This is a genomic window from Burkholderiales bacterium, from assembly GCA_035560005.1.
GTDB lineage: Bacteria > Pseudomonadota > Gammaproteobacteria > Burkholderiales > Eutrophovitaceae > DASRFY01.
Window position 1 is genome coordinate 1 of record DATMAN010000071.1, and the last position, 22,600, is coordinate 22,600.

The 22,600-nt window shown below is 66.4% G+C and carries 20 protein-coding genes and 3 tRNA genes; 13 read left to right on the forward strand and 10 right to left on the reverse strand.

Going from position 1 to position 22,600, the window contains the following annotated elements; translation table 11 throughout:
• Positions 1–60: 60 nt before the first annotated feature.
• Both VNM24_10740 and VNM24_10745 read left to right on the forward strand, forming a co-directional pair.
• On the forward strand, positions 61–1,161 hold the full coding sequence (locus tag VNM24_10740; protein ID HWQ39067.1) for a phage major capsid protein: 1,101 nt from the start codon (positions 61–63) through the stop codon (positions 1,159–1,161).
• The gene (locus tag VNM24_10745; protein HWQ39068.1) at positions 1,158–1,361 is read left to right on the forward strand and encodes a hypothetical protein; all 204 of its coding nucleotides are present in this window, start codon (positions 1,158–1,160) and stop codon (positions 1,359–1,361) included. The genes VNM24_10740 and VNM24_10745 overlap by 4 nt, the downstream gene beginning before the upstream one ends.
• Positions 1,362–1,720: 359 nt before the next feature.
• Here VNM24_10745 and VNM24_10750 read toward each other — a convergent pair.
• From VNM24_10750 to gltX, 3 genes are all read right to left on the reverse strand, one after another.
• A tRNA-Glu gene (locus VNM24_10750) sits at positions 1,721–1,796 on the reverse strand.
• 20 nt (positions 1,797–1,816) lie between these two features.
• Positions 1,817–1,892: transfer RNA gene (locus VNM24_10755), tRNA-Ala, on the reverse strand.
• Positions 1,893–1,945: 53 nt separating this feature from the next.
• On the reverse strand, positions 1,946–3,346 hold the full coding sequence (gltX, locus tag VNM24_10760) for a glutamate--tRNA ligase (GenBank protein ID HWQ39069.1): 1,401 nt from the start codon (positions 3,344–3,346) through the stop codon (positions 1,946–1,948).
• Between the two features lie 111 nt (positions 3,347–3,457).
• On the opposite strand from gltX, the gene VNM24_10765 reads away from it, so the two are divergent.
• From VNM24_10765 to VNM24_10800, 8 genes are all read left to right on the forward strand, one after another.
• Positions 3,458–3,682, forward strand: coding sequence for a hypothetical protein (locus VNM24_10765; protein ID HWQ39070.1), 225 nt, complete (start codon positions 3,458–3,460; stop codon positions 3,680–3,682).
• Positions 3,673–3,747 (forward strand) — tRNA-Val (locus VNM24_10770). The genes VNM24_10765 and VNM24_10770 overlap by 10 nt, the downstream gene beginning before the upstream one ends.
• Positions 3,748–3,779: 32 nt before the next feature.
• Positions 3,780–5,108, forward strand: a complete 1,329-nt coding sequence (locus VNM24_10775; GenBank protein HWQ39071.1) for a serine protease — start codon at positions 3,780–3,782, stop codon at positions 5,106–5,108.
• Positions 5,105–6,052, forward strand: a complete 948-nt coding sequence (locus VNM24_10780; GenBank protein ID HWQ39072.1) for an FHA domain-containing protein — start codon at positions 5,105–5,107, stop codon at positions 6,050–6,052. Before VNM24_10775 ends, VNM24_10780 begins: the two co-directional genes overlap by 4 nt.
• 130 nt (positions 6,053–6,182) lie before the next feature.
• On the forward strand, positions 6,183–7,334 hold the full coding sequence (locus tag VNM24_10785) for an efflux RND transporter periplasmic adaptor subunit (GenBank protein HWQ39073.1): 1,152 nt from the start codon (positions 6,183–6,185) through the stop codon (positions 7,332–7,334).
• Between the two features lie 121 nt (positions 7,335–7,455).
• Positions 7,456–8,154, forward strand: coding sequence for an ABC transporter ATP-binding protein (locus VNM24_10790; protein HWQ39074.1), 699 nt, complete (start codon positions 7,456–7,458; stop codon positions 8,152–8,154).
• Entirely contained in the window at positions 8,151–9,359 is a 1,209-nt protein-coding gene (locus VNM24_10795) for an ABC transporter permease (GenBank protein ID HWQ39075.1), read from the forward strand. The genes VNM24_10790 and VNM24_10795 overlap by 4 nt, the downstream gene beginning before the upstream one ends.
• 2 nt (positions 9,360–9,361) lie before the next feature.
• Positions 9,362–10,561: an ABC transporter permease gene (locus VNM24_10800; GenBank protein HWQ39076.1), complete on the forward strand. Its 1,200-nt coding sequence runs from the start codon at positions 9,362–9,364 to the stop codon at positions 10,559–10,561.
• A 40-nt stretch (positions 10,562–10,601) separates the two neighbouring features.
• On the opposite strand, the gene dnaQ is transcribed toward VNM24_10800, so the two are convergent.
• From dnaQ to VNM24_10815, 3 genes are read right to left on the reverse strand one after another with little or no spacing between them, the layout of a single operon-like run.
• A complete protein-coding gene (gene dnaQ, locus VNM24_10805) occupies positions 10,602–11,360 on the reverse strand; it encodes a DNA polymerase III subunit epsilon (GenBank protein ID HWQ39077.1) in 759 nt (252 codons plus the stop codon).
• A gap of 1 nt (position 11,361) precedes the next feature.
• The gene (gene rnhA, locus VNM24_10810; protein HWQ39078.1) at positions 11,362–11,811 is read right to left on the reverse strand and encodes a ribonuclease HI; all 450 of its coding nucleotides are present in this window, start codon (positions 11,809–11,811) and stop codon (positions 11,362–11,364) included.
• On the reverse strand, positions 11,808–12,581 hold the full coding sequence (locus VNM24_10815; GenBank protein ID HWQ39079.1) for a methyltransferase domain-containing protein: 774 nt from the start codon (positions 12,579–12,581) through the stop codon (positions 11,808–11,810). Before VNM24_10815 ends, rnhA begins: the two co-directional genes overlap by 4 nt.
• A 28-nt stretch (positions 12,582–12,609) precedes the next feature.
• On the opposite strand from VNM24_10815, the gene gloB reads away from it, so the two are divergent.
• Together gloB and VNM24_10825 are read left to right on the forward strand one after the other, a co-directional pair.
• Positions 12,610–13,380 (forward strand): hydroxyacylglutathione hydrolase, encoded by a 771-nt coding sequence (gene gloB, locus VNM24_10820; GenBank protein ID HWQ39080.1) that lies wholly within the window; start codon positions 12,610–12,612, stop codon positions 13,378–13,380.
• Between the two features lie 132 nt (positions 13,381–13,512).
• Positions 13,513–14,973, forward strand: coding sequence for a LysM peptidoglycan-binding domain-containing protein (locus tag VNM24_10825; protein ID HWQ39081.1), 1,461 nt, complete (start codon positions 13,513–13,515; stop codon positions 14,971–14,973).
• 114 nt (positions 14,974–15,087) lie between these two features.
• On the opposite strand, the gene VNM24_10830 is transcribed toward VNM24_10825, so the two are convergent.
• Genes VNM24_10830 through VNM24_10845 form a run of 4 tightly spaced genes read right to left on the reverse strand, consistent with a single transcriptional unit; the run spans position 15,088 to position 21,705 of the window.
• Positions 15,088–17,112, reverse strand: a complete 2,025-nt coding sequence (locus VNM24_10830) for an ABC transporter ATP-binding protein (protein ID HWQ39082.1) — start codon at positions 17,110–17,112, stop codon at positions 15,088–15,090.
• On the reverse strand, positions 17,109–18,560 hold the full coding sequence (locus tag VNM24_10835) for an ABC transporter permease (GenBank protein HWQ39083.1): 1,452 nt from the start codon (positions 18,558–18,560) through the stop codon (positions 17,109–17,111). Before VNM24_10835 ends, VNM24_10830 begins: the two co-directional genes overlap by 4 nt.
• Positions 18,561–18,562: 2 nt before the next feature.
• Entirely contained in the window at positions 18,563–19,540 is a 978-nt protein-coding gene (locus VNM24_10840; GenBank protein HWQ39084.1) for an ABC transporter permease, read from the reverse strand.
• The gene (locus tag VNM24_10845; protein HWQ39085.1) at positions 19,540–21,705 is read right to left on the reverse strand and encodes an ABC transporter substrate-binding protein; all 2,166 of its coding nucleotides are present in this window, start codon (positions 21,703–21,705) and stop codon (positions 19,540–19,542) included. The genes VNM24_10840 and VNM24_10845 overlap by 1 nt, the downstream gene beginning before the upstream one ends.
• 103 nt (positions 21,706–21,808) lie before the next feature.
• On the opposite strand from VNM24_10845, the gene fabI reads away from it, so the two are divergent.
• Positions 21,809–22,594, forward strand: coding sequence for an enoyl-ACP reductase FabI (gene fabI / locus VNM24_10850; protein ID HWQ39086.1), 786 nt, complete (start codon positions 21,809–21,811; stop codon positions 22,592–22,594).
• Positions 22,595–22,600 lie beyond the last annotated feature (6 nt).

The following is a 22,600-nucleotide window of genomic DNA, read 5'->3' on the forward strand; positions in this document are numbered from 1 at the left end:
AGGCGAATGCGGAGACAACCAAACGCCGAAGGTACGGGTCGTGTAAGACGAGGGAACGTCATGGAGCAGCTCAGTCCAGCCAGCGAATCGATCCTGCAGGAGCTGATGGCCTATCATCGCGGCCGACTGGCAGAGTTCGAGCGCGCGCACCGCCGCAATCCGGAGGATCGCACGCGGCCCGCTGCGCTCGCGCGCGCCATCTCGCAGATGGCCACGCCCGCCGGGCTCTCGGGACCCGAGCGCGAGTGGGCCAAGGAGACCCAGCGCATCGCGCCGAGCAGATTCCCGCGCGACGATCCGCACCGGCTGTGGGTGCCCTTCGGGGCGCTCACACGCGACCTGAACGTGGCATCCGCCGGCGCCGGGGGCTATCTGGTGGATGCCGTCACTTTGCCTGCGCGCGACATCCTGAGGCCGTGGTCCGTGACACTCCAAGGTGGTGTCACCATGATCGAATCGATCACGAGCAACGCCTTCCTGCCGATGACGAGCGGCACCGTGTCGGTGCAGTGGATGTCCACCGAATCCGCGCAGGCCTCGCCGAGCACTCCGGCGCTCGCGCAGGCGGCGCTCACTCCAAAGACTGCGATCGGCGTGATCGTGGCGAGCAGACAGTTCATGCAACAAGCCGATCCCGAGGCCTGGATTCGGCGCGAGTTGCTGCGCACATGCGGTGCCGTGATCGACACCGCCGTGCTCAACGGCTCGGGGGCGAGCGGGCAGCCGCTGGGTGTGCTCAACGCCCCGGGCATCTCGACACAGTCGGGCACATCGCTCGCCTGGTCCGGCGTGCTGGCGATGAAACGCAATGCCGCCGCGGCGAATGCCCAGGACGGCACGATCGCCTTCCTCGCCACGCCGGCGGTGCGCGAGCTGCTGGAAGCGCGCGAGCGCGCAAGCGGCGGCGGCACCTTCATCTGGCAGGACGATCGCATCGCCGCCTGCCCGGCCTTTGCGACGACGCTCATGCCGGCCGCAACCCTGCTCTGCGGCCCGCTGGGCGAGGTGGTCGTGGGACTGTGGGGCGGCGGGATCACCGTCGAGGTCGATCCGTACACGCAGTTCCAGACTGGGCGCGTGCAGATCCGCGTGCTGGTGAGCTGCGATGTGGCGATCGGCTGCGATCGCGCCGCCTTCACGCGCGCGGCCTCGATCACGTGAGCCACCTGCACACCGCCTGGCCCTGGCCCGATCCCTCGGGCGCACCGCGCGTCGATCCGCGGCTGCTCGAGCCCGTGCGCTGCCGCGTGCTGCGCGCCTTCTGCGTGGGCGGAGCGCGCGTGGAGCCGGGCGAGATCGTCGAGCTGGCGCGCTTCGATGCGCAGAGCATGCGCGCGCTCGGGCGCGTGGAGATTCTCTGATTCATGACCCGGCACGCGAGCCACCGCGTGCATAGCGTGCCGGGTGGACGCACCATCCGCGGGGCGCCCCTGGATCATGCACGCGGACCACGCGGCGGCTACATGCGCCGCGGACGCGCCTTGGGCGCGGCGCCGAACCCACGGGCCGTGCGACGGCGCGAATTCCCTCTGTCGCTGAAGTGCTCTGCCTGGAGAGTGCGGAGACGACTACCTTGGACGCCGGAGTGCCCGGCGCAACCACGTTGCAAAAGGCTTGTTAAAGTTTAACAAGCCGGCGGGGCTGTAAAACCATTCAAGCCGAAAAACTTTAACAAGACTTTAACTTTTCGGCCGCCCGAATCTGTAAGTCGTTGATTTTCTGGCGTCCCCACGGGGATTCGAACCCCGGTTACCGCCGTGAAAGGGCGATGTCCTAGGCCTCTAGACGATGGGGACCCGTTCGGCGAAGCAATCGGTGGTGGAGGTAAGCGGGATCGAACCGCTGACCTCTTGCATGCCATGCAAGCGCTCTCCCAGCTGAGCTATACCCCCACCGGAAAGAGGGCGCATTATACGGATGGCCTAATACCCTGTAAAGAAAACGGTTAGTCGGGATACACGGCCAGTTCTTCGTCCATCCGGCGCAGCACTTCCTCGCGCCCGATGAGTTCCAGCGTGGCGTCGATCGAGGGCGTATGCGGCTCGCCGGTGACCATGACGCGCAACGGCATGGCCACTTTCGGCATCTTCAAGCCACTGCGCACAACCACGTCCGTCAGCGTGCGCGAGATGGCTTGACGTGACCACGTAATCTCTTCCAGCCGGGCGCGCAAGTCCTCCAGCGCGGGGCGCGCTTCCGCCGAGTAGTGCTGTTGCCTGAGCGCGTCGGTCGGATACAGGCGCCGGTAGAACAGCACGGCTGCGTCCGCAAGCTGAACCAGAGTCGCGGCCCGCTCCTTCAGCAGCGCCACCACTGCCCTGAGGTCCGGCCCCTGCGCGGGATCGCAGCCGCGGGCACGCAAAAACGGCGCGACCAGCTCCGCCAACCGCGCGTCGTCCGCGATCTTGATGTATTGCTGGTTGAGCCAGGCGAGCTTGGCGGGATCGAATTTCGCCGGCGAACGGCTGATATGAGCAAGGTCGAACCACTCCACGAACTGGCTGCGCGAGAATACTTCGTCATCGCCATGTCCCCAGCCCAGGCGCGCCAGATAGTTGACCAGCGCCTCGGGAAGGTAGCCGTCCTCCTTGTACTGCATCACGCTTACCGCACCGTGGCGCTTGGACAGGCGCTCCCCGTCGTGGCCGAGGATCATCGGCACGTGGCCGAACTCCGGCAGCGTCGCGCCCAGCGCGCGGAAGATGTTGATCTGGCGAGGCGTGTTGTTCACGTGGTCGTCGCCGCGGATGACGTGGGTGACGTTCATGTCGATATCGTCGACCACCACTCCGAAGTTGTAGGTCGGCACGCCGTCCGCGCGCAGGATGACCAGATCGTCGAGTTCTTCGTTGTCGATCGAGATCGGTCCCTTCACGAGATCGTCCCAGCTTACCTGTCCTGAATCCGGGTTGCGAAAACGCAGCACCGGCTTGACCCCGGCCGGGGGCGTCCTGCCTCTCGCGTTCTCGGGGCGCCAGCGCCCGTCGTAGCGCGGCTTGAGTCCGCGGGCGCGCTGCTCTTCGCGCATGGCCTCGAGTTCTTCCTTCGAGGCATAGCACCAGTACGCGTTGCCGCCGGAAATGAGTTGCTCCGCGACCGCCCTGTAGCGGTCGAGACGTTTCATCTGAAAGTACGGTCCTTCGTCGTAATCGAGCCCCAGCCACTGCATCGCGTCCAGGATGGCCTGGGTCGATTCGGCGGTGGAACGCTCGAGGTCCGTGTCCTCGATGCGCAAGATGAAACGGCCACCATGCTTGCGCGCGTACGCCCAGGAGAACAGCGCGGTGCGCGCACCGCCGATGTGCAGAAAACCGGTCGGGCTCGGAGCGAAACGGGTGCGGACCATTCAATCGACGCCGGAAAAAGGGCGCCATTCTACGCGAAAGCTTCGCCGAAGCCGCGCCACGCAAAGGTGAGCTTTCCGTTCGCGGCAGTGAAGGCAGGGCGATCGCAGCCGATGCCGGACGTGCTGCCGAACTATGCGATTCTCAGGCTCTTCGCGCTGCGCTGGAACTGGAGCGCAGGCTGGCGGCTTTCGCCAGCCGGCAAGTGCGGAAACGCTCACGCTCCACTGAACAGGGCAGGCACAGACCGATCGCGCGTTGACCCCGCCGCCGGCGGCGTGATTAAATTCGAGCCGTCCGGCGTGCTGTGGTTAAATGCGCGCCTTGCGGGTGGTTAGCTCAGCGGTAGAGCACTGTCTTCACACGGCAGGGGTCACTGGTTCGAACCCAGTACCACCCACCAGCCCGACACGCCTCCTTGCGGTGCAATTCCCGATGCTAAACTCGCTCGCCGGCGTCGTGCTGCTGTGGCTTTGCTGCGCAGCGCCCGCGCTTTCCGCGCCCCCGGATCCCGACCGGGCCCAGGTGCTGTTCGACACCGCGAAGGACAAGGTCCTGAAAGTGCGCGTGGTGCTGAACGCCACGCAATCGCAGGCTTCCGTGGGCTCGGGCTTCCTGGTCAGCTCGGACGGCCTGGTGGCGACCAATTTCCACGTCGTCGCTCCCTTTCTGCAGCGCCCCGGAGACTACAGCATCGAATTCGCCCGTCACGACGGCAGCCGCGGCTCGCTCAAGCTGGTCGACGTGGACGTGGTGCACGATCTGGCGCTGCTGCGAATGCCGGTCGGCGCCCAACCGCATTTCCAGTTGCTCACGCGCGGCATGTGGAAGGGCGAGCGCGGCTTCTCGATCGGCAATCCGCACGATCTGGGACTCACCATCGTCGAGGGCACCTACAACGGCTTCGTCGCCGAATCGAAATACGAGCGCATCCACTTCACCGGCGCCATCAACCCCGGCATGAGCGGCGGACCGGCCATCACGCGCGAAGGCACCGTCTTCGGGGTGAACGTGGCGCGGCTCGTCAATGCCGAGCTGGTGAGCTTTCTGGTGCCGGTGAAGTTCGTGCGCGCGCTCGTCGAGTCGGCGCGCGACGAGAGCAACACCCCCGAGACCCTGCTGCTGCGCGCCCGGGACCAGTTGCTCGCCGAGCAGGATCGGCAGCTCGGCGCCCTTCTCGATGCACCGTTTCCGCTGACCGCGCTCGGCCCCTACCGCGTACCGGCGAAGCTGGGCGATTTCATGCGCTGCTGGGGCCGCGCGGAAGCCGGGAACAGCCGTGAATACCGTGCCTTCGTGCAGAGCTGTCTGAGCGAGGACTCCATTTTCGTGTTCGAGAACGTGCGCACCGGATCGATCGACTTCGACCATGTGCTGCTGGAAAGCCGGTCCCTGGGCCCGGCGCGCTTCTATCGGATGTTCGAGTCGCGCTTCGGCGCGACCGGGGCGGCACCCGGCCGTGAAGAGGACTTCACCGAGTTCCGCTGCCGTACGGATTTCGTGGGCAGTGCTGCCTTGCCGTTGCGCGCGGCGCTCTGCGTGCGCGCCTACAAGCGCCTGCCGGGCCTGTACGACTTCTGGCTGCGCGCCGCCGCAGTCGATCGCGGCGACAGGGGCATGCTGTCCACGCTCTCGCTGACCGGCGTGAGCTTCGGCAACGGCAGCCGCTTCGTGCAGCGCTATCTGGAGTCGATCGCTCCCCTGCCGGCGCAGGGCGCTGCCCCGGCCGCATACTCGCGCAAGAAGCCGGAGCGCTCGCGATGATGTTCGTCGAAGTGCTCGATCGCGGCGCAGACGTGCGATCGCGCAGCCGCATCGCGTCCACCCCCTTCACGATCGGGCGGGCGTACGACAACGATCTGATTCTCGACGACCCGTACGTCGCGCCGCACCACCTGCGCGTCGAGCGCGACGCCAACGGCGGCTTGCTCATCACGGATCTCGGCTCGAAGAACGGCCTTCATCTGCTCGATCCGCCGCGGCAGGCCACTTCGGTGGCGGTCAGCCAGGATCTTCGCGTGCGCATCGGACACACCCAGTTGCGCTTCCGCGACGCGCACTTCGCGGTCGAACCGGAGCTCGCGACTAGGCCCGGCTCGCAGCTGCTGCGGCGCGCGATCGCCTTCTATCTGGTCCTGATTGCGACCGGACTCCTGCTGTTCGGCGAGATCTATCTGTCGACTTTCGACGAGGCGCGGCCGGTGCAAATGGTCGCCTCGGTGCTGGCCCTGCTGCTGGGGGCCTTCGCCTGGATCGGCACCTGGGCGTTCTTCGGCAGGCTGGCCACGCGCAACGCCAATTTCTACGCGCACGCCAACACCGCGCTGATCGGCGTCACCGCCATCGTTCTCGGCTACGAAGTATCGAGCCACCTCGCCTATGCGTTGTCGTCCGAGATCGTGCCGCGACTATTCCTGCTGGTCCTGGTGGCCATCCTCGCGGCAATGCTCTATCGGCACATCCGACTGGTGAGTCGCGCGCCCGTGCGCCGCGCCGCGATCACGGCCGCGGCGCTGTCCGGGGCCCTGGTCGGCTCGATCTGGCTGGTGGACTACGCCGCGCGCCTCACGTACGCCACCACACCGGAGTTCGCCCCCCAGCTCAAACCGCCCGCCTTTCGGATGGTCCCTCCGGACACGCCCGAGGCGTTCGTCGCCAAGGCGAACGGGCTGCGCGAAGAGATCGACCGTCTTCTGAAAGCGAAGTAGTCGCGGGCCAGCGCAGGTCGCGCTTTTGATCTGGCGCAAGCGATGTGCGGGTTCCTGCTGGCATAATTCGCGGGCGGTCGCATTGCGTACCGGAAGAACAAGCCAGCCAGTTGCATCAACGGGAGTCCTCTTGCGCCGTACACTCGCCCTGATCGTCCTGCTGATCGCCCTGGCCGCCGGCGCCATCTGGTACGCGTCGCGGCCCGATCCGCTGCCGGTGACCGTGGCCACAGTCGAGCGCGGGCTGGTCGAGTCCACCGTCGCGAATACCCGCGCCGGCACGGTGAGCGCGTGCCGGCGCGCAAAGCTCGCACCCCGTTCCGGCGGACAGATTGCCCGGCTTCATGTCCAAGAGGGTGATCGCGTGCGCGCGGGCCAAGTGCTGCTGGAGCTGTGGAACGAGGATCTGCGCGCCCAGCTCGAGCTCGCGCGAGACCAGCAGGAATCGGCCCGGGAGCGCGCCACCGAGATCTGCCTGACCGCGGACGCCGCCGAGCGCGAGGCGCAGCGCTCGCGACAATTGATGGAGCGCGGCTTCATCAGCGAGGAACGCCTCGACCGCGCGGTCTCCGATGCCCAGGCCCGTCGCGCGGCGTGCAACGCCGCGCGCGCCGAAGTGAAACAGGCCGCCGCGCGCGCGACCGCGGTCGAAGCCGAGTTGTCGCGCTCCTACCTGCGCGCGCCGTTTGCCGGCGTGGTTGCCGAAGTGACGGGAGAAGTGGGGGAATTCACCACGCCTTCTCCGCCCGGCATCCCCACGCCGCCGGCGGTGGACCTGATCGACGATTCCTGCCTCTATGTCACCGCCCCGATCGACGAGGTGGACGCCCCGAACATCGTGATCGGACAGCCGGGGAGAATCACCATCGACGCGTTTCCCGGGAAGAAGTTTCCCGGCCACGTGCGCCGAATCGCGCCTTACGTACTCGACCGCGAGAAACAGGCGCGCACGGTGGACGTCGAGATCGAGTTCGAGGATGCTTCCCAGTTCAGGACGCTGCTCGTGGGCTACAGCGCGGACGTCGAGATTGTCCTCGCCGCGCGCGACAACGTCCTGCGCGTGCCCACTGCGGCCCTGCTCGAAGGCAATCGCGTATGGCTGGTCACCCCTGAAGGCCGGCTGACGATCCGCAAACTCGAAACCGGGCTTTCGAACTGGGAATTCACCGAGGTGCGTTCGGGGCTCAGCGAAGGCGATCGCATCGTGCTCTCCGTCGAGCGCCAGGGACTGGTCGAAGGTGCGAAGGTCATCGCCGAGGGCGATGCCGGCGCCCGGAAATAGGAGCGCTGCCATGCCCTGCGGGTCATCTGTCTTCACGGCCTGCGCGCTCTTGCCGTTCTGGTGCCCTCGCTGTCCTCGCCGCCCTTGGCGGTTCGCTTCGTTGCCGACCAATGCGTAGAACATGATCTCGCTGAGAGCCATCGAGCGGATCTTCCAGGTCGGCGATCAGCAGGTACACGCGCTGTCCGGCATCGACCTTGAGATCGGCGCCGGGGAGTACCTGAGCCTTATGGGCCCGTCGGGCTCGGGCAAGTCCTCGCTGCTCAACATCATCGGCCTGCTCGACCGGCCCACGTCGGGTACTTACCGCCTGGACGGGCGCGAGGTCACCACGCTCTCGGACGAGGAACAGGCGCGCGTGCGGCGCGAAAAGATCGGCTTCGTCTTCCAGTTCTTTCACCTGGTGCCGCGGCTGACCGCCGCGCAAAACGTCGAACTGCCCATGATGCTGGGCGGCGTGCCCGCCCAGGAGCGCAGCCGCCGCGCGCAGGCGCTGCTCGAGGCCTACGGTCTGGGCAATCGCATGCACCACCGTCCCGACCAGCTCTCCGGCGGCCAGCGCCAGCGCGTGGCCATCGCGCGCGCCACCGTCATGCGCCCGGCGGTCGTGCTGGCCGATGAGCCGACCGGCAATCTGGACCGCACGTCCGGAAGGGAAGTCATCGAGATCCTGGAAAAGCTGCACGAGCAAGGCGTCACGCTGATCGTGGTGACCCACGATCCCGAACTCGGCGGCCGCGCGCAGCGGTGCCTGCGGATGGTGGACGGGCGCATCGCCTCCGACCGGCGCGCTCCCGAGGCACGGCAGCATCCCAGATGAAACTCGCCGACATCGTCGCCTTCGCCTGGGGCAGCCTGAAAGGCTCCCGCGCGCGCAGCGTCCTCATGGTGATCGCGATGGCAATCGGCGTGGGCGCGGTGGTCGTGCTTACCGCGCTGGGCGAAGGCGCGCGCCGTTACGTGGTGAGGGAATTCTCCTCGCTCGGTACGCATCTGATCATCGTGTTTCCGGGACGCACGGAAACCGGAGGCAACATGCCCGGCATGATGGTCGGGCGCTCGCCGCGCGATCTGACACTGGAGGACGCCCTGACACTGCTCAAGAGTCGTCATGTATCGAAGATCGCGCCGCTGAACATCGGAACGGCCCAGCTTTCCTGGGCGCAGCGCAGCCGGGAGGCGACCGTACTGGGCACCACGCACGAGTTCCTGGAAATCCGCGGCCTGAAGCTTGTGCAGGGCCGCTTTCTGCCCGGCGGCGATCCCATGCTCGCCGAGCCGGTGTGTGTGATCGGCATCAAGCTGCGCGCGGAGATGTTCGGGGCCGGCCCGGCGCTCGGGCAGTGGGTGCGCATCGGCGAGCGCCGCTATCGCGTGATCGGCGTGCTCGGCGCGCAGGGGCAGGCGCTCGGCTTCAACATCGACGAGATCGTCATCATTCCGGTGGCTTCGGCGCAACAGTTGTTCAATCAGGCCTCGCTGGTACGCATCCTGGTGGAGGCCAAGAGCCGCGAAGCGCTCGAAGCCGCACGCGACGACGTCAAGCGCATCCTCAAGGTGCGCCATGAAGGCGAGGAGGACGTGACCGTGGTAACCCAGGACGCGGTGCTGGCGACCTTCGACCGCATCCTGCGCACGCTCACCATGGCGGTGGGCGGGATCGCAGCCATCAGCCTGGCGGTGGCCGGCATTCTTATCATGAACGTGATGCTGATCGCGGTGTCCCAGCGCACGCGCGAAATCGGCCTGCTCAAGGCGGTGGGCGCTTCCGCGCCACAGATCCGCAGTCTGTTCTTCGCCGAAGCCATCGTGCTTTCCGCCATCGGCGCCACGGTCGGCTATGTGCTGGGCGAGGCCGGGATCGCCGCCATCGGGCAAATCTACCCGAAGTTCCCGGCCGCGGCGCCGCCGTGGGCGGTGGGTGCCGCGCTGGCGACCGCGGTCGCGACCGGGATCGTCTTCAGTCTCGCACCCGCGCGCCGGGCCGCGCAGCTCGACCCGGTAGCGGCCCTGGCCCGTCGATAGCCATGCATCCGGCCGATCTGTTGAAATTCACCTTCGGCTCGCTGAGGAGCCACCGCTTGCGCAGCTTCCTGACCGCGCTGGGCATCGCCGTGGGCATCGCGGCCGTCATCCTGCTCACCTCAATCGGGGAAGGGATCCATCAGTTCGTGCTGGCAGAGTTCTCGCAGTTCGGCACCAACGTGATCAGCGTCTCCCCCGGCAAGACCCGGACGCATGGGGCCTCGGTCGGCATCTTCGGCAGCGACCGGCCCCTCACCCTGGCCGATTCGGTCGCGCTCAAGCAGGTTGCGCACGTGATCTACTCCAACCCCGCGCTGCAGGGCAACGCGGAAGTCAGCGCGAACGCGCGCAGTCGGCGCGTGGTGGTCTACGGGGTCGGGCCCGAGTTTCCGGACACCCTCAATATCCGCGTGGCATCCGGCCGTTTTCTGCCGCACGACGACCTGGAGAACGCCCGCGCCTTCGCGGTGCTCGGCTCCAAGGTGCGCGACGAGCTGTTCGGAGACGCCAGCCCGCTGGGCACCCGGATCGAGATCGGTGGCAGCCGCTTTCGCGTGATCGGCGTCATGGAGTCCAAGGGGCAGGTGCTCGGCTTCGATCTCGACGACACGGTCTACATTCCCGCCGGGCGCGCGCTCGAACTGTTCAACCGCGAGGGGCTGATGGAGATCCACGTGGCGCACGCGCCGGGCGCGCCGGTGGACAAGGTGGTCGAGGGCATCCGCAAAGTGCTGCTGGCCCGCCACGGGCGGGAGGATTTCACCATCACGCCGCAGCAGCAGATGCTCGACGTGCTCTCCTCCGTGCTCAACGTGCTGACCTTCGCCGTCGGTGCGCTGGGCGGCATCTCGTTGCTGGTGGGCGGCGTGGGCATTCTCACGATCCTGACGATTTCCGTTGCGGAGCGCATTGCGGAGATCGGATTGCTGCGTGCGCTCGGCGCCCGCCGCGTCCAGGTGCTGGCGCTGTTCCTGGGAGAGGCGCTCTTGCTCTCGGCGATCGGCGGACTGCTCGGGTTGGGGCTCGGCATCGGCATCGCGCAACTGTTGCATGCGGCCTTCGACACGCTGCCGGTGCACACGCCGTGGAGCTTCGTGGTGCTGGCCGAGATGATCGCGGTCGGAATCGGGCTGGCCGCCGGCGTGGCACCGGCGACCCGCGCGGCGCGTCTCGACCCGGTCGAGGCGCTGCGCGCCGAGTGACCAGCCGCATCGACCTGGCTGCGACCGCGGACCGCGGACGCTACGCGCGCTGCGCGTCGAGATTCGGATTGCCGCTTCCGGCTTCGATCTGGCTCGCCGCCGGTTCGAGCTTCTTCCAGATGCAGCCCCCCCTGGAGGCCTTGTCGATGTCCTCGAGCCGTGCCCGGTGCAGATCCAGTTCCTCCGGCGTAGCGCGCACCACGATCAGCTCCACGTTGCGTGCACCCGCGGCAACCCGTGCCGCGGGTCCCGGACCCGAGACGACGTCCATCAGCAGGCTGTCCTGGCCGCGCGTGATCGCCAGGTAGACCTCCGCCAGCAGCCTGGCGTCGAGCAACGCGCCGTGCAGCGTGCGCGAAGAGTTGTCGATCGCATAACGCTCGCACAGGGCGTCCAGGGAGTTGCGCTTGCCCGGATGCAGATCCTTGGCCATGCGCAAGGTGTCCGTGATGGCATGGCAATACGCCTCGACGGGTTCTAGCTTGAGCAGCGCCAGCTCCGCGTTGAGAAAGGCGAGGTCGAACGCGGCGTTGTGAATGATCAGCTCGGCCCCGTCGATGAACTCAAGGAAGTCCCGGGCCACGTCGCGGAATCTGGGCTTGTCGGCGAGGAACTCGCCGGTGATGCCGTGCACCTGCAGCGCGCCGTCTTCGATCTCGCGCTCCGGGTTAAGGTAGCGGTGAAACACCTTGTCGGTGATGCGGCGATTGACGATTTCGACTGCGGCCAGCTCGATGATGCGATGGCCGAGCGCCGGATCGAGCCCGGTGGTCTCCGTGTCCAGCACGATCTGACGCATGTCAGGCCCGCATCACCACCGAGGCGACGCCGCGATTGGCGAGCGCGTCCGCGCGTTCGTTACCGTCGTGTCCGGAATGGCCGCGCACCCAGATCCATTCGACCTCATGACGGCTGACAAGGTCGTCGAGCCGCCTCCACAGGTCGGCGTTCTTGACCGGCTTCCTGTCGGCGGTGAGCCAGCCGCGCCGCTTCCAGTCGTGAATCCAGGCGCTGATCCCGTTCGCGACGTACTGTGAATCGGTGTGCAGCCTGACTTTCGACCGGCGCTTCAGCGCCGCCAGCGCTTCGATGACGGCGGTGAGCTCCATTCGGTTGTTGGTGGTCACCGGTTCGCCGCCGAACAGCTCCTTCTCGTGGCCATTCCAGCGCAGCAGCACACCCCAGCCGCCCGGTCCCGGGTTGCCTTTGCACGCGCCATCGGTAAAGGCATCGACCACGCCCCGGCTCATCTGGAGTCGCCGGCCACGCCGTTGTGCCTGGCGGCCCGCGCGTCGTCCGGATGGCTGTGCCGGTGCGGAATGGGCGCCAGCGCCTTTCTCTTCTCGCCGGCCGCCTTCCATTTGGGCGTGATCAGGCGCATTCCATGCACGCGCTTGATGGCGTGCAGGAAATAGACTCCGCCCGCGAAAGGCCACCAGCGATCGCCGGCCTTCTCCATGAAGCCGAAGCGCTGTCGCCACTTCTCGCTGGCGAGCGGCGGTACGTAGCAGGCCATCCGGCCAGCGGCGACCTCGAAGCCGAGCAGCGCCATCCAGTCCTTCAGCCGTGGCAGATTGATGAACTGCCCGCACCAGGGAAAGGCTGCGTCGCGCGCGGCCAGGCGCCGCACGCCCCACAGGCTCCAGGGATTGAATCCGGACACCACCACGTGGCCTTCGGGCATCAGAATGCGCGCCACTTCGCGCAGCACCTGATGCGGGTTGGAGCTGAACTCCAGCACGTGCGGCACCACTACCAGATCGATCACCCCGGTCTGTACCGGCAGCGCGCAGGGATCGCTCAGGAAGGCGGACGGTCCGGTCACGGCCGTACGCGCCCTGAAGGGCATCCGGTTGGCGCGCAGAAAATCGTGCTCGGGCAGCCCGAGCTGCAGCGCGTGGAAGCCGAATACGTCGGCGAGCTCCTGATCGAAGTAGCTCTGCTCGACCTGCAGAATATGCGCTCCGAGCGGCGTGGCGAGCCACTGCGAAAGACTGCCTTGTGCGGACGTCGTTGACATCGCTTGTCGCGGTGAGAAAGATACGGTCATGAGCGAGGCGGCGATCTCCGCAATCAGGGCATTCAGCGACAACTATATCTGGTGCATACGCCGGGATCGGCAGGCCGCCGTCGTCGATCCGGGAGACGCCGGGCCGGTGCTGACATATCTGCGTGCACACGGGCTCGAACTCACCGCGATCCTCTGTACACATCATCACGGCGATCACGTCGGCGGCAACGCGCGACTGCTGGCGCAGTATAACGTACCGGTCTACGGCCCGGCCGACGAGCCGATTCCGGGCGTAACACGCAGGCTGCGCGAAGGCGACGAGATCGTCGTGCCCGGGGTAGAGCTCCGGTTGCGGGTGCTCGACATCCCGGGGCACACCCGGGGACACATCGGCTATGCGGGCGCGGGCTTGCTGTTTTGCGGAGACACGCTTTTTTCCTGCGGCTGCGGCCGGCTGTTCGAAGGCACGCCCGCGCAGATGTACGCTTCCCTCTCCAAGCTCGCCGTCCTGCCCGAGCAGACGCGGGTGTACTGCGCGCACGAATACACGCTGTCGAACCTGCGCTTCGCCCGCGCCGTCGAACCGGACAACCCGGCGCTCGCAGAACGCGAGGCTACGGCGCGCGCGGCGCTCGAGCGCGGGGAACCCTCGTTGCCGTCCACCATCGCAATGGAGAAAGCCGCCAACCCTTTCCTGCGCACGGGTCTTGCAGCGCTCCGGGAATCTGCGAGCCGTCGTGCCGGTCGTAAGCTGGACGACCCGGTGGAGGTGTTCGCGGTGCTGCGGCAGTGGAAGGACAGCTTTTGACGGCCCGCGGGCGACAGGGTGCGCCCCCGGAGTTCGACCTTAGGGACCATATAAACAGTTACATCTAACGTATTGACGATACAAGAAGTTATGCTTTAGCATCGATATCGATTCCGGGCTCCGACGAGGAAAATGAAGAATACGATCGCCGCTTTCGTGCTCACCCTGTGTGTCTGCGGTGCCCGCGCCGAAGACCCTTTTTCTCCCCCCGATCCATCGCCACCGACAGCGTCCGATCCCGCTTCCTCGTTGACCGAGGCGGGCGAGGTGCCGGAGGATGGCAGCCCCCTCCTCGTTCAGCCGGCCCCGTCATCCGATCCGCCGGCAGCTGCCGAACCCTCGATCCCGGCGCCCGGCGCCGAAGAGGCGGCGGCGCGCAGTATCTGGGATCGCATTCGCGCCGGTTTCCGGATGGATGAAATCGAAAGTCCGCTCGTCGCCCGCCACGAGGCGTGGTATCTGAACCATCCGGATTACACGCAGCGCATGATCGAGCGCAGCCGGCTCTATCTGCACTTTATCGTCGAGGAAGTCGAAAAGCGCGGCATGCCCACCGAGATTGCGCTGCTTCCGATGATCGAAAGCGCGTACAACCCGAACGCCCACTCCCGGGCGCGGGCGTCGGGCATCTGGCAGTTCATTCCGTCCACCGGGCGCAAGTACGGCTTGCAGCAGGACTGGTGGTACGACGGGCGGCGCGACGTCATCGCCGCCACCCGCGCGGCACTGGACTACCTGGAGACGCTGCACGCGGAATTCCGGGACTGGAATCTTGCGCTCGCCGCTTACAACTGGGGAGAGAACGGCGTGCGGCGGGCGATCCTGCGCAATCGGGCCCTGCGCAAGCCCACGACCTATTACAGTCTGCGCATGCCGCGCGAGACGCGCAACTATCTGCCGAAGCTGCAGGCAGTGAAGAACATCGTGTCCAATCCCTCGGTGCTGAGCTTCGCCTTGCCCGAGATTCCGGATCAGCCCTATTTCACGGTGGTCAACGCCTCCGATCACATCGACGTCGAGGTCGCGGCGCAGCTTGCCGAGATGACGGTCGAAGAGTTCGTGGCGCTGAATCCCGGCTACAACCGCCCCGTAATCACCTCGAACGGCAGCCGCACGCTCGTTCTGCCGATCGACAAGGCCGGCGTCTTCCAGACCAATCTCCGGAGCTATGACGAGCCGCTGGTGAGCTGGCAGACCTACACGCTGAAAAAAGGCGATACCGTGGAGGAAGTCGCGCAGCGCTTCGAGATCAGCCCGGCGCGGCTGCGCGAGATCAACGGCATCACCGCCGGCCGGCCGGCGCGTCCCGGGCGCACTCTGCTGGTCCCGATGGTGGAAGGCTCGGAGGCGTCCAATCTGGCGGACACGTGGGACAATCCCGAATTCCAGTCGCCGGAGGATTACTACGGCACCCGCATCGTGCACCGCGTGCGCAAGGGCGAAACGCTGTCCACCATCGCGCGCAAGTACCGCGTCACGGTCGCCGCGCTCAAGGAATGGAACCACGTGCGCGGCACGGCGATTCGCGCCGGGCAGAAACTGGTGATCTATCGCGACCCGCGCATCCCGCAGGTTTCGAAGATGTTGCAGTAATCGCCGCTTCGGGCTGTTCCACGATCGAGAAGCGTAGGCTCGCGCAGGCCCGCGTCACTGCTCCTCCAAGTTCCGCGCCTTGCGCCTCTCACCTCACGCCGCACCCCTCACGCCTCACCGATAGAGGTGGCAATGCACCGTCCGGGTCGCCGACAGCGCCACCGGCTCGGGATAGTTGCGCCGGCAGGCGTCCATCGCGAGCGGGCAGCGTGGATGAAAGTGGCAGCCCGTGGGTGGCTGCAGCGGCGATGGAAGGTCGCCCGGCAGCCGGATTCGTTCCGGGCGATCCGATGCAGAAATCGCCGGCACGGCCGACAGCAGTGCCCGTGTGTAGGGATGCTTCGCATCGCCCAGTACCTCCTCCACCGTTCCGTGCTCGACGATGCGCCCGAGATACATGACCGCCACCTCGTGCGCCAGGAACTGCACGACCGAAACGTTGTGCGTGATGAACAGATAGGCGATGCCCAGCCGGTCCTGAAGCTCCTTGAGCAGATTGAGAATCTGCGCCTGCACGGACAGGTCCAGCGCGCTGGTCGGCTCATCGCACACGATGAGCCTCGGCTTGACGGCCAGGGCACGGGCGATCGCGATACGCTGGCGCTGGCCGCCGGAGAACTGGTGTGGATAGCGGAACTTCATGTCCGGCGTCAATCCGACCTGAGCGAGCAGTTCGTCGATGCGTGCCATCTGCTCCTCCTCGGCTACCGCGCGAAGCGCCCGCATGCCTTCCCGGATGATCTCCAGCACGCGCATCCGCGGGTTGAGGGAACTGTAGGGGTCCTGAAAGATGATCTGGAAATCCCTGCGCCGCGCGCGCAGCGCGCCACCACTCAGCGCCGCGAGATCCTTGCCCTCGAAGCGCACACTCCCGCCCTGGATCGGCAGCAGCCGCAACACGCCCTTGCCGACGGTGGTCTTGCCGCAGCCCGATTCGCCCACCAGCGCGAGCGTGCGGCCGCCGGGAATGGCAAACGACACGCCGTCGACCGCGCGCAGCCAGCCCACCGTGCGTCTGAGCAATCCCTTGCGGACCGGAAAATGCACCTTCAGTCCCGTGACTTCCAGCAGCGGTCTTCCGATCGAGGCTTCACCGCGCCCCTGTTCTTCGCGTGCGGCAACCGCCACCGCAGGGGCCGCCTCACCGGGGGCCGCGCTCGCACGTGCGCCTGGGGCCGAATACAGATGGCATCTGACCCCGCCGCCCGCCCCAAGGTCCGTCCAGCCCGGCGCCTCGGCGCGGCACAAGGCCCAGGCCCGATCGCAACGTTCGGCGAAGCGGCAGCCGGCGAATGGCCGCGTGAGCGCAGGCACGGCTCCGCGGATCGCCGCGAGGCGGCCTTTGCGCGCCTGGGGCCCGGGAATCGAAGCGAACAGCTTTCTTGAGTAGGGGTGCCGCGGATCGCGAAAGAACCGCTCCCGCGGCGCTTCCTCGACAATCTCGCCGGCGTACATGACGGCAACCCGGTGCGCGGTCTCGGCCACGACCCCGAGGTCGTGCGTGATCAGCAGCATCGACATCCCGAGCCGCTGCTGCAGCCCGCGCAACAGGTCGAGAACCTGCGCCTGAATGGTGACGTCGAGCGCGCTGGTGGGCTCGTCGGCGATCAGCAGGTCGGGTTCGCACGCCAGCGCGATCGCGATCATGATCCGCTGCTTCATGCCACCCGACAACTGGAACGGATAGTCGTGCCTGCGGCGGCGCGGGTCGGGGATGCCGACGGCGTCGAGCAGTTCCAGAACGCGCTGGTCAAGCAAATTCCCGCGCAGCGGCGTGTGGCGCTCCAGGACCTCGGCGACCTGCACGCCCACCGGCAGCACCGGATCGAGGCTCGCGCCCGGCTCCTGGAAGATCATGCCGATCCGCCGGCCACGAACCGCCCGCATCCGGTTCTCGGGCAGGCGTAGCAAATCGACCTCATCGAGCTTCACCGAGCCGGAGACGACCCGGCCAGCCTCGGGCAGGAGGCGAGCGATCGAAAGGGCCACGGTGGACTTGCCGCAGCCCGATTCTCCCAGCAAAGCGAACGTCTCGCCCCGCGTGATCGTGAACGAGACGCTGTCCACCGCGCGCACCACCTGGTCGGCGCTTTCGACCCAGGTGGCGAGGTCGCGAACTTCCAGCAGCGGCCGGCTCATGTCGCGACCGCCGGGCGCCTGCGAGGACGGGAAAGTGCGGGCAAACCGCCGCGCACCACCACACGCGGGTCGAACGCGTCGCGCACCGCGTCAGCGAACAGGTTGGCGGACAGCACCAGCAGCAGCATGAAGACGAACGCCGAGGCCAGGGACCACCACACCATAGGCTCGCGCGCCATTTCCAGCCGCGCCGCGTTGATCATCGTGCCGAAACTGATCGTAGTCGGGTCCACGCCGACACCTACGTAGGAAAGCACCGCTTCGGCCAGCACGAGCCCGGAGAAATCCATCACCACCGCGATCAGCACGATGTGCATCACGTTAGGCAGGATGTGGCGGGTGATGATGCGCCAGTGCGGTACCCCGAAGGCCCGCGCCGCCTGGATATATTCCATCTCCCGCAGCTTGAGGGTCTCGCCGCGCAGCAGCCGGCACAGGCCGGTCCAGCTCGTGACCCCCAGTACCAGGCACAGGAACAGCAGGCGCAGATCCTGGCGCTGCTGCACCGTTTCGAACAGACCCGGGTGGGTCTCCAGGTAGACCTGCATCACCAGAATCGTCGCCGCGATGAGCAGAACGCTCGGAATCGAATTGAGCGTCGTGTACAGATACTGAATGACGTCGTCGATCCAGCCCCGAAAATAGCCGGCCATGATGCCCAGCAGCAACGCCAACGGCAGCATCACCAGGGTCGTGAGCGTTCCGATCACCAGTCCGGTGCGGATGCTCTTCAGCGACAGATAGAGCACGTCCTGACCGACCTTGTCGGTGCCCAGCACGTGGTACTTCGCAGACAGCACCAGCATGGGCGCTGCGACCAGCAGAATGAATCCAGCGGCGATCAGCATCGCGCGCCAGGGCATCTCGGTTTCGCCGCGCCAGATCGCGTTCCAGCACGCGTGCCACGACTGCCCGAGCCTGGCGGCGCGCCAGGTCACTGCCACTCCAGTCAGAAGATTCCAGGCGAGCGCGGCGAGCGCGAGCCCGACGATCGTGCGCCGTGCGACATCGACCGCCCATTCGGCTTCCGGATCGGTCAGATGCGCACCTCCGTGCTTCAGGCGCGGAAAGATCCGCGCTTGCCGGCCGTCGGGCAGCTCGACGGTCTCTCGCGCGTAGAGCCGCGTGGCGAGCGGCGCCGAGTACGTGGTCTCCGGGCGGGTGCGCAGGTGCGCGAGCATCACGTCGAGGACACTCAAGGTGTCGACGGCGAAGTTCGCTTCCGAGCCTGGAAGTCGCGGCCGGAAATGCAGGGAGTCGAGCAGCCCGATCGCCACGAAGACCGCCAGCACGACGGCCGAGACCATGCCCATCGGACTGCGGGCCACCTTGCGCCAGGGTTCGCGCAAGTGCTCGCGCCGGCGCATCTGCCAGGCGAGCGCGCAGACCGCGGCCACGAGCAGGAAGATCAGCGCATCGGTCCACAGGACGACCGGCTTGAACGGCATGGCTAGTCCAGGCGCACGCGGGGATCGACCCAGGTGTAGGAAACGTCCGTGAGGATCAGGCCCAGCACGTAGAGCACGGCGCCCAGAAACACCATGGCGCGCACCACGGAGTAATCCTGGTTGTTGATCGCCTCGATCGTGTAGCTGCCCAGTCCCGGCACGGCGAAGAAGGACTCCATCAGCAGGCTGCCCAGGAACAGCAGCGGAATCACCACGACGACCCCGGTCAGGATCGGGATCAACGCGTTGCGCAGCACGTGACCGACCAGCACCTGCGCCTCGCTCAGCCCTTTCGCGCGCGCGGTGCGCACGTAGTCCTTGCCGATCTCCTCGAGGAAGATGGTGCGGTACCAGCGCGTGCTCGAACCGATGCCGCCGATCACGCCGATTGCCACGGGCAGTGCCACGAAACGCCAGGCGTTCAGACCGTCCGCGTAGCCGGAGATCGGGACCAGGTTCCACAGTTTCGCGACCAGGTACTGCCCGCCGATGATGTAGAACAGTCCCGAGACCGACATGGCGATGACGCAGAGCACGACGCCGGCGAAGTCGACGCAGGTGGCGCGGAACAGCGCCAGGATCAGCGCAAAGGTCACGTAACAGGCGAGCCCCAGCACGAAAGTCGGAATGGCGATCGCCAAGCTCGGCCCCATGCGGATGCGGATTTCCTGCCCGATGTCGCGGCCGTCGTCCGCCTTGCCGAAATCGAGCGCGAACATCGACGCCGACTTGGTGAAGAAGATCGTGTCGGTGAACTTGTCGAGCCCGGTGGCCTGCGGATTGTAGAAGCGCGGCTTGTCGTAGCCCTTGTCGCGCTTCCATTTGTCGATCGCTTCCTGGGTCACGCGCTTCTCGCCCAGGGCAAGCCGTGCCATGTCGTCCGGCGTGTTGACGTAGAAGAACAGCACGAAGGTGATCAGGTTGACGCCGACGAGAATCGGAAGCGCGTAAAGCAGGCGGCGCACCACGTAGCTCAGCATCAGCCGGCCTCCTGCGGCAGGGCCGCGCTGTGTTCCCTGCGCCGCCAGGCCCGCCAGCCGGGGATCAGCACCGCGAGCGCGATCAAGCCCACGAGAAGCAGCGGCCACAACACCGGCGCATTCCACCGCGCGCGCATGGCTTCGCGCAGTGCGGGATCGACGCGGAGGTATTTCAGGCCGTTGTTGGCCATCTTGTTCGGCTTGCGGTTGTAGACCCAGCCGTGGGCGAGCGAGTAATCGGCGGGATGGAAACCGAACGCCCAGGGCGCGTCGAAGCGCAGGATCTCGATCATGCGGTCGATGATGGCCTGTCGCTGGGGGCCGTTTTCCATGTTGCGCATCTGCTCGAACAGCGCGTCGAATCGGGGATTGGAGTAGTTGGCTGCATTCTCTCCGCTGTTCTGCGCGCGCGATTGCGGCCCGTGAAAGAGAAAGAGGAAGTTTTCCGGATCCGGGTAATCCGCGTTCCATCCCAGTAGAAACACCTGCGTGGTGCCCTTGCGCAGCTTTTCCTGGAAGCGGTTGAAGTCGGTATTGCGCACCACCAGCTGCAGGTTGATCTTCTGGAACTGCTTGATGAGCCAGTCGGCCCGCGCCTTGCCTTCCGGACCCACCAAATAGGTGTCGAAGTTGATCACCAGCGGCCGACCGGTGGCGGAGTCGATGCCTTCGGGATAGCCGGCCTCGGCGAGCAGCCTCCTGGCGTGTTCCACCGGCTTGCGCCGCGGTCTGCCGTCCACCCAGTCGTAGACATGGCGGTTGATCCCCCTTTCACCCGATTGGTAGCCGAAGATTCCGGGTGGAATCGGCCCGTGCGCGGTTACGCCGCGGCCGTTGCGGAAGATCGACACGAACTCCTCGATGTCGAGCGCCACCGAAACGGCATGGCGCAGCTTTCGCGCCCGTTCGGAGGCGCCGCCGACAGTGGGGTCGAGCATGTTGAACCCGATGTAGATCGTCGAGGGCGAAACCGCGGTCTGCAGCCGGATGTTCCTCGCGCGCATCTGCTCGGTGAGCTGGACCTCGCCGCCCGGGCCGAACGCAATCGTCTGGTCGAAACTGTCGGAACTGATGCCGGAAATGTCGTAATAGCCCTGCAGGAACTTGTTCCAGTAGGGGATGCTCTCCTTCTCCAGCGCGAACACGATCTTGTCGAGGAACGGCATCGGTTTGCCGGCATCTTGGAGCAGGCCGGCTGCGACATCCTGCGCCTCCCCTTCCGAAGGATACGGCTCGCCGGAGAAGTTCGGGTTGCGCTCCATGATCATGACCCGGTTCGGGTTGTTCATCGTGAGCATGAACGGGCCGCTGCCTACCGGATACCAGTCCAGGGAGAGATTCGCCGCCATTCCAGGCTGGCGATAGAAGCGCTCGGCCTCCGCGGGCACCGGCGCGAAGAACGGCATCGCGAGCCAGTAGAGGAACTGCGGGTACTTGCCGCGAATCCTGATCTCGTAGCGCCGGCGGTCGATCACCCGCACGCCTTCGATATCGAAGCGGTCGAGGTCCAGATAGGCGTCGCGCGGCACGTCAGCGGCGGCGCGCTGCAGCGCTTGCGCGTACTCTTTCAGCCCGACGATGTACTCGCTCATCAGGCCGAAGATCGGCGAGTGCAGCCAGGGATGAGCCAGGCGCTTGATCTGATAGACGTAGTCGCGTGCTTCGACTTCGCGCGTGCCTGTGAGAGAAAACTCCGGCAGGTCCCTGTAACGGGCGAGTGCTTCCCGGCTCAACCCGATATAGGCGGGACTGCCCTGCGCCGTCCTGGCGAACGCCGGATGGGGCTGATAGCGCATGCCGGGCTTGAGTTCGATCTCGTACAGCGTGTAGGCCACCTGCGCGGCAGGTGCACCGTCCGGCAGCCGGCGGCCGCTGGCGTCGAAGTATCGGGGTAGCGGCATGCGCGCGGCGCCGAGCGGGATCAGCTCGTAGGGTCGCCGCAGCCAGTGATATTGCAGCGGCGGCATATAGATCTGGGCCGTGAAGACCGCTTCGTTCTCCACGTAGGACTGCACCGGATCGAGATGCTTGGGACGCTCGGTGAAGGCGGAGTAAAGAATGTTCTGACCACGCTGCTCCGCCGGATAGGGATGGTTCCACGGACCTCCGCAGCCCGCGCCCAGCAGCACCACCAGGCCGGCCGCGACGGTGTGTTTGAGCCCCATGCGGATCAGTGTAGCGGAAACGCCGGTCGTGGCCTGCGCCCCGCTTGACCGGTCGGCCGTTGCTCGTTGGCTATAATCCGCGCTTTCTCAGCGAGGAGGCGAAATGGGGTTCCTGGCCAACAAGAAGATCCTGATCACGGGGATGCTCAGCAATCGCTCGATCGCCTACGGAATTGCCAGGGCCGCGCATCGGGAAGGCGCGCAACTCGCCTTCAGCTATCAGGGAGAGAAGATCAGGGAGCGGGTCGTCGAGCTGGCCGCGGAGTTCGGCACCGATCTGGTGCTGCCCTGCGACGTGGCGAGCGACGAGGAGATCGCGGCGCTGTTCGCTTCCCTGGGCCGGCGCTGGGACGGCCTGGACGGTCTGGTCCACTCGATCGCCTTCGCTCCGCGCGAAGCCTTGTCCGGTGACTACATCGACACGATCGCGCGCGAAGCCTTCCGCATCGCGCACGACGTCAGTTCCTACAGTTTGGGCGCTCTGGCGAAAGCTGCGCTGCCGATGATGAGCGCAGGCAACGGCGCATTGCTCACACTCACCTATCTCGGCGCGCAGCGTGCGTTCATCAACTACAACGTGATGGGCCTGGCCAAGGCCAGCCTCGAAGCCAACGTGCGTTATCTGGCGCAGAGCTTGGGCCCGCGCGGGATCCGGGTCAACGCCATCTCCGCCGGCCCGATCAAGACGCTCGCGGCCGCCGGCATCGGCAGCTTCGGCAAGTTGCTGTCGTTCAGCGAGAAACAATCGCCACTGCGGCGCAACGTCACGATTGACGAAGTAGGCAACGTCGCGGCGTTCCTGCTCTCCGATCTGGCGAGCGGCATCACCGGGGAGATCACCTTCGTGGACGCCGGGTTCAACATCACCGGCGTGGCGGCGGTGGAATAGCACCGG

What these genes read in the sequence shown, in the direction of transcription:
- VNM24_10740 (HWQ39067.1), top strand. Translation starts at nt 61, where the DNA reads ATGGAGCAGCTCAGTCCAGCCAGCGAATCGATCCTGCAGGAGCTGATG.
- gltX (HWQ39069.1), bottom strand. Translation starts at nt 3,346, where the DNA reads ATGGTCCGCACCCGTTTCGCTCCGAGCCCGACCGGTTTTCTGCACATC.
- VNM24_10765 (HWQ39070.1), top strand. Translation starts at nt 3,458, where the DNA reads ATGCCGGACGTGCTGCCGAACTATGCGATTCTCAGGCTCTTCGCGCTG.
- VNM24_10775 (HWQ39071.1), top strand. Translation starts at nt 3,780, where the DNA reads ATGCTAAACTCGCTCGCCGGCGTCGTGCTGCTGTGGCTTTGCTGCGCA.
- VNM24_10780 (HWQ39072.1), top strand. Translation starts at nt 5,105, where the DNA reads ATGATGTTCGTCGAAGTGCTCGATCGCGGCGCAGACGTGCGATCGCGC.
- VNM24_10790 (HWQ39074.1), top strand. Translation starts at nt 7,456, where the DNA reads ATGATCTCGCTGAGAGCCATCGAGCGGATCTTCCAGGTCGGCGATCAG.
- VNM24_10795 (HWQ39075.1), top strand. Translation starts at nt 8,151, where the DNA reads ATGAAACTCGCCGACATCGTCGCCTTCGCCTGGGGCAGCCTGAAAGGC.
- VNM24_10800 (HWQ39076.1), top strand. Translation starts at nt 9,362, where the DNA reads ATGCATCCGGCCGATCTGTTGAAATTCACCTTCGGCTCGCTGAGGAGC.
- dnaQ (HWQ39077.1), bottom strand. Translation starts at nt 11,360, where the DNA reads ATGCGTCAGATCGTGCTGGACACGGAGACCACCGGGCTCGATCCGGCG.
- rnhA (HWQ39078.1), bottom strand. Translation starts at nt 11,811, where the DNA reads ATGAGCCGGGGCGTGGTCGATGCCTTTACCGATGGCGCGTGCAAAGGC.
- VNM24_10815 (HWQ39079.1), bottom strand. Translation starts at nt 12,581, where the DNA reads ATGTCAACGACGTCCGCACAAGGCAGTCTTTCGCAGTGGCTCGCCACG.
- gloB (HWQ39080.1), top strand. Translation starts at nt 12,610, where the DNA reads ATGAGCGAGGCGGCGATCTCCGCAATCAGGGCATTCAGCGACAACTAT.
- VNM24_10825 (HWQ39081.1), top strand. Translation starts at nt 13,513, where the DNA reads ATGAAGAATACGATCGCCGCTTTCGTGCTCACCCTGTGTGTCTGCGGT.
- VNM24_10830 (HWQ39082.1), bottom strand. Translation starts at nt 17,112, where the DNA reads ATGAGCCGGCCGCTGCTGGAAGTTCGCGACCTCGCCACCTGGGTCGAA.
- VNM24_10835 (HWQ39083.1), bottom strand. Translation starts at nt 18,560, where the DNA reads ATGCCGTTCAAGCCGGTCGTCCTGTGGACCGATGCGCTGATCTTCCTG.
- VNM24_10840 (HWQ39084.1), bottom strand. Translation starts at nt 19,540, where the DNA reads ATGCTGAGCTACGTGGTGCGCCGCCTGCTTTACGCGCTTCCGATTCTC.
- VNM24_10845 (HWQ39085.1), bottom strand. Translation starts at nt 21,705, where the DNA reads ATGGGGCTCAAACACACCGTCGCGGCCGGCCTGGTGGTGCTGCTGGGC.
- fabI (HWQ39086.1), top strand. Translation starts at nt 21,809, where the DNA reads ATGGGGTTCCTGGCCAACAAGAAGATCCTGATCACGGGGATGCTCAGC.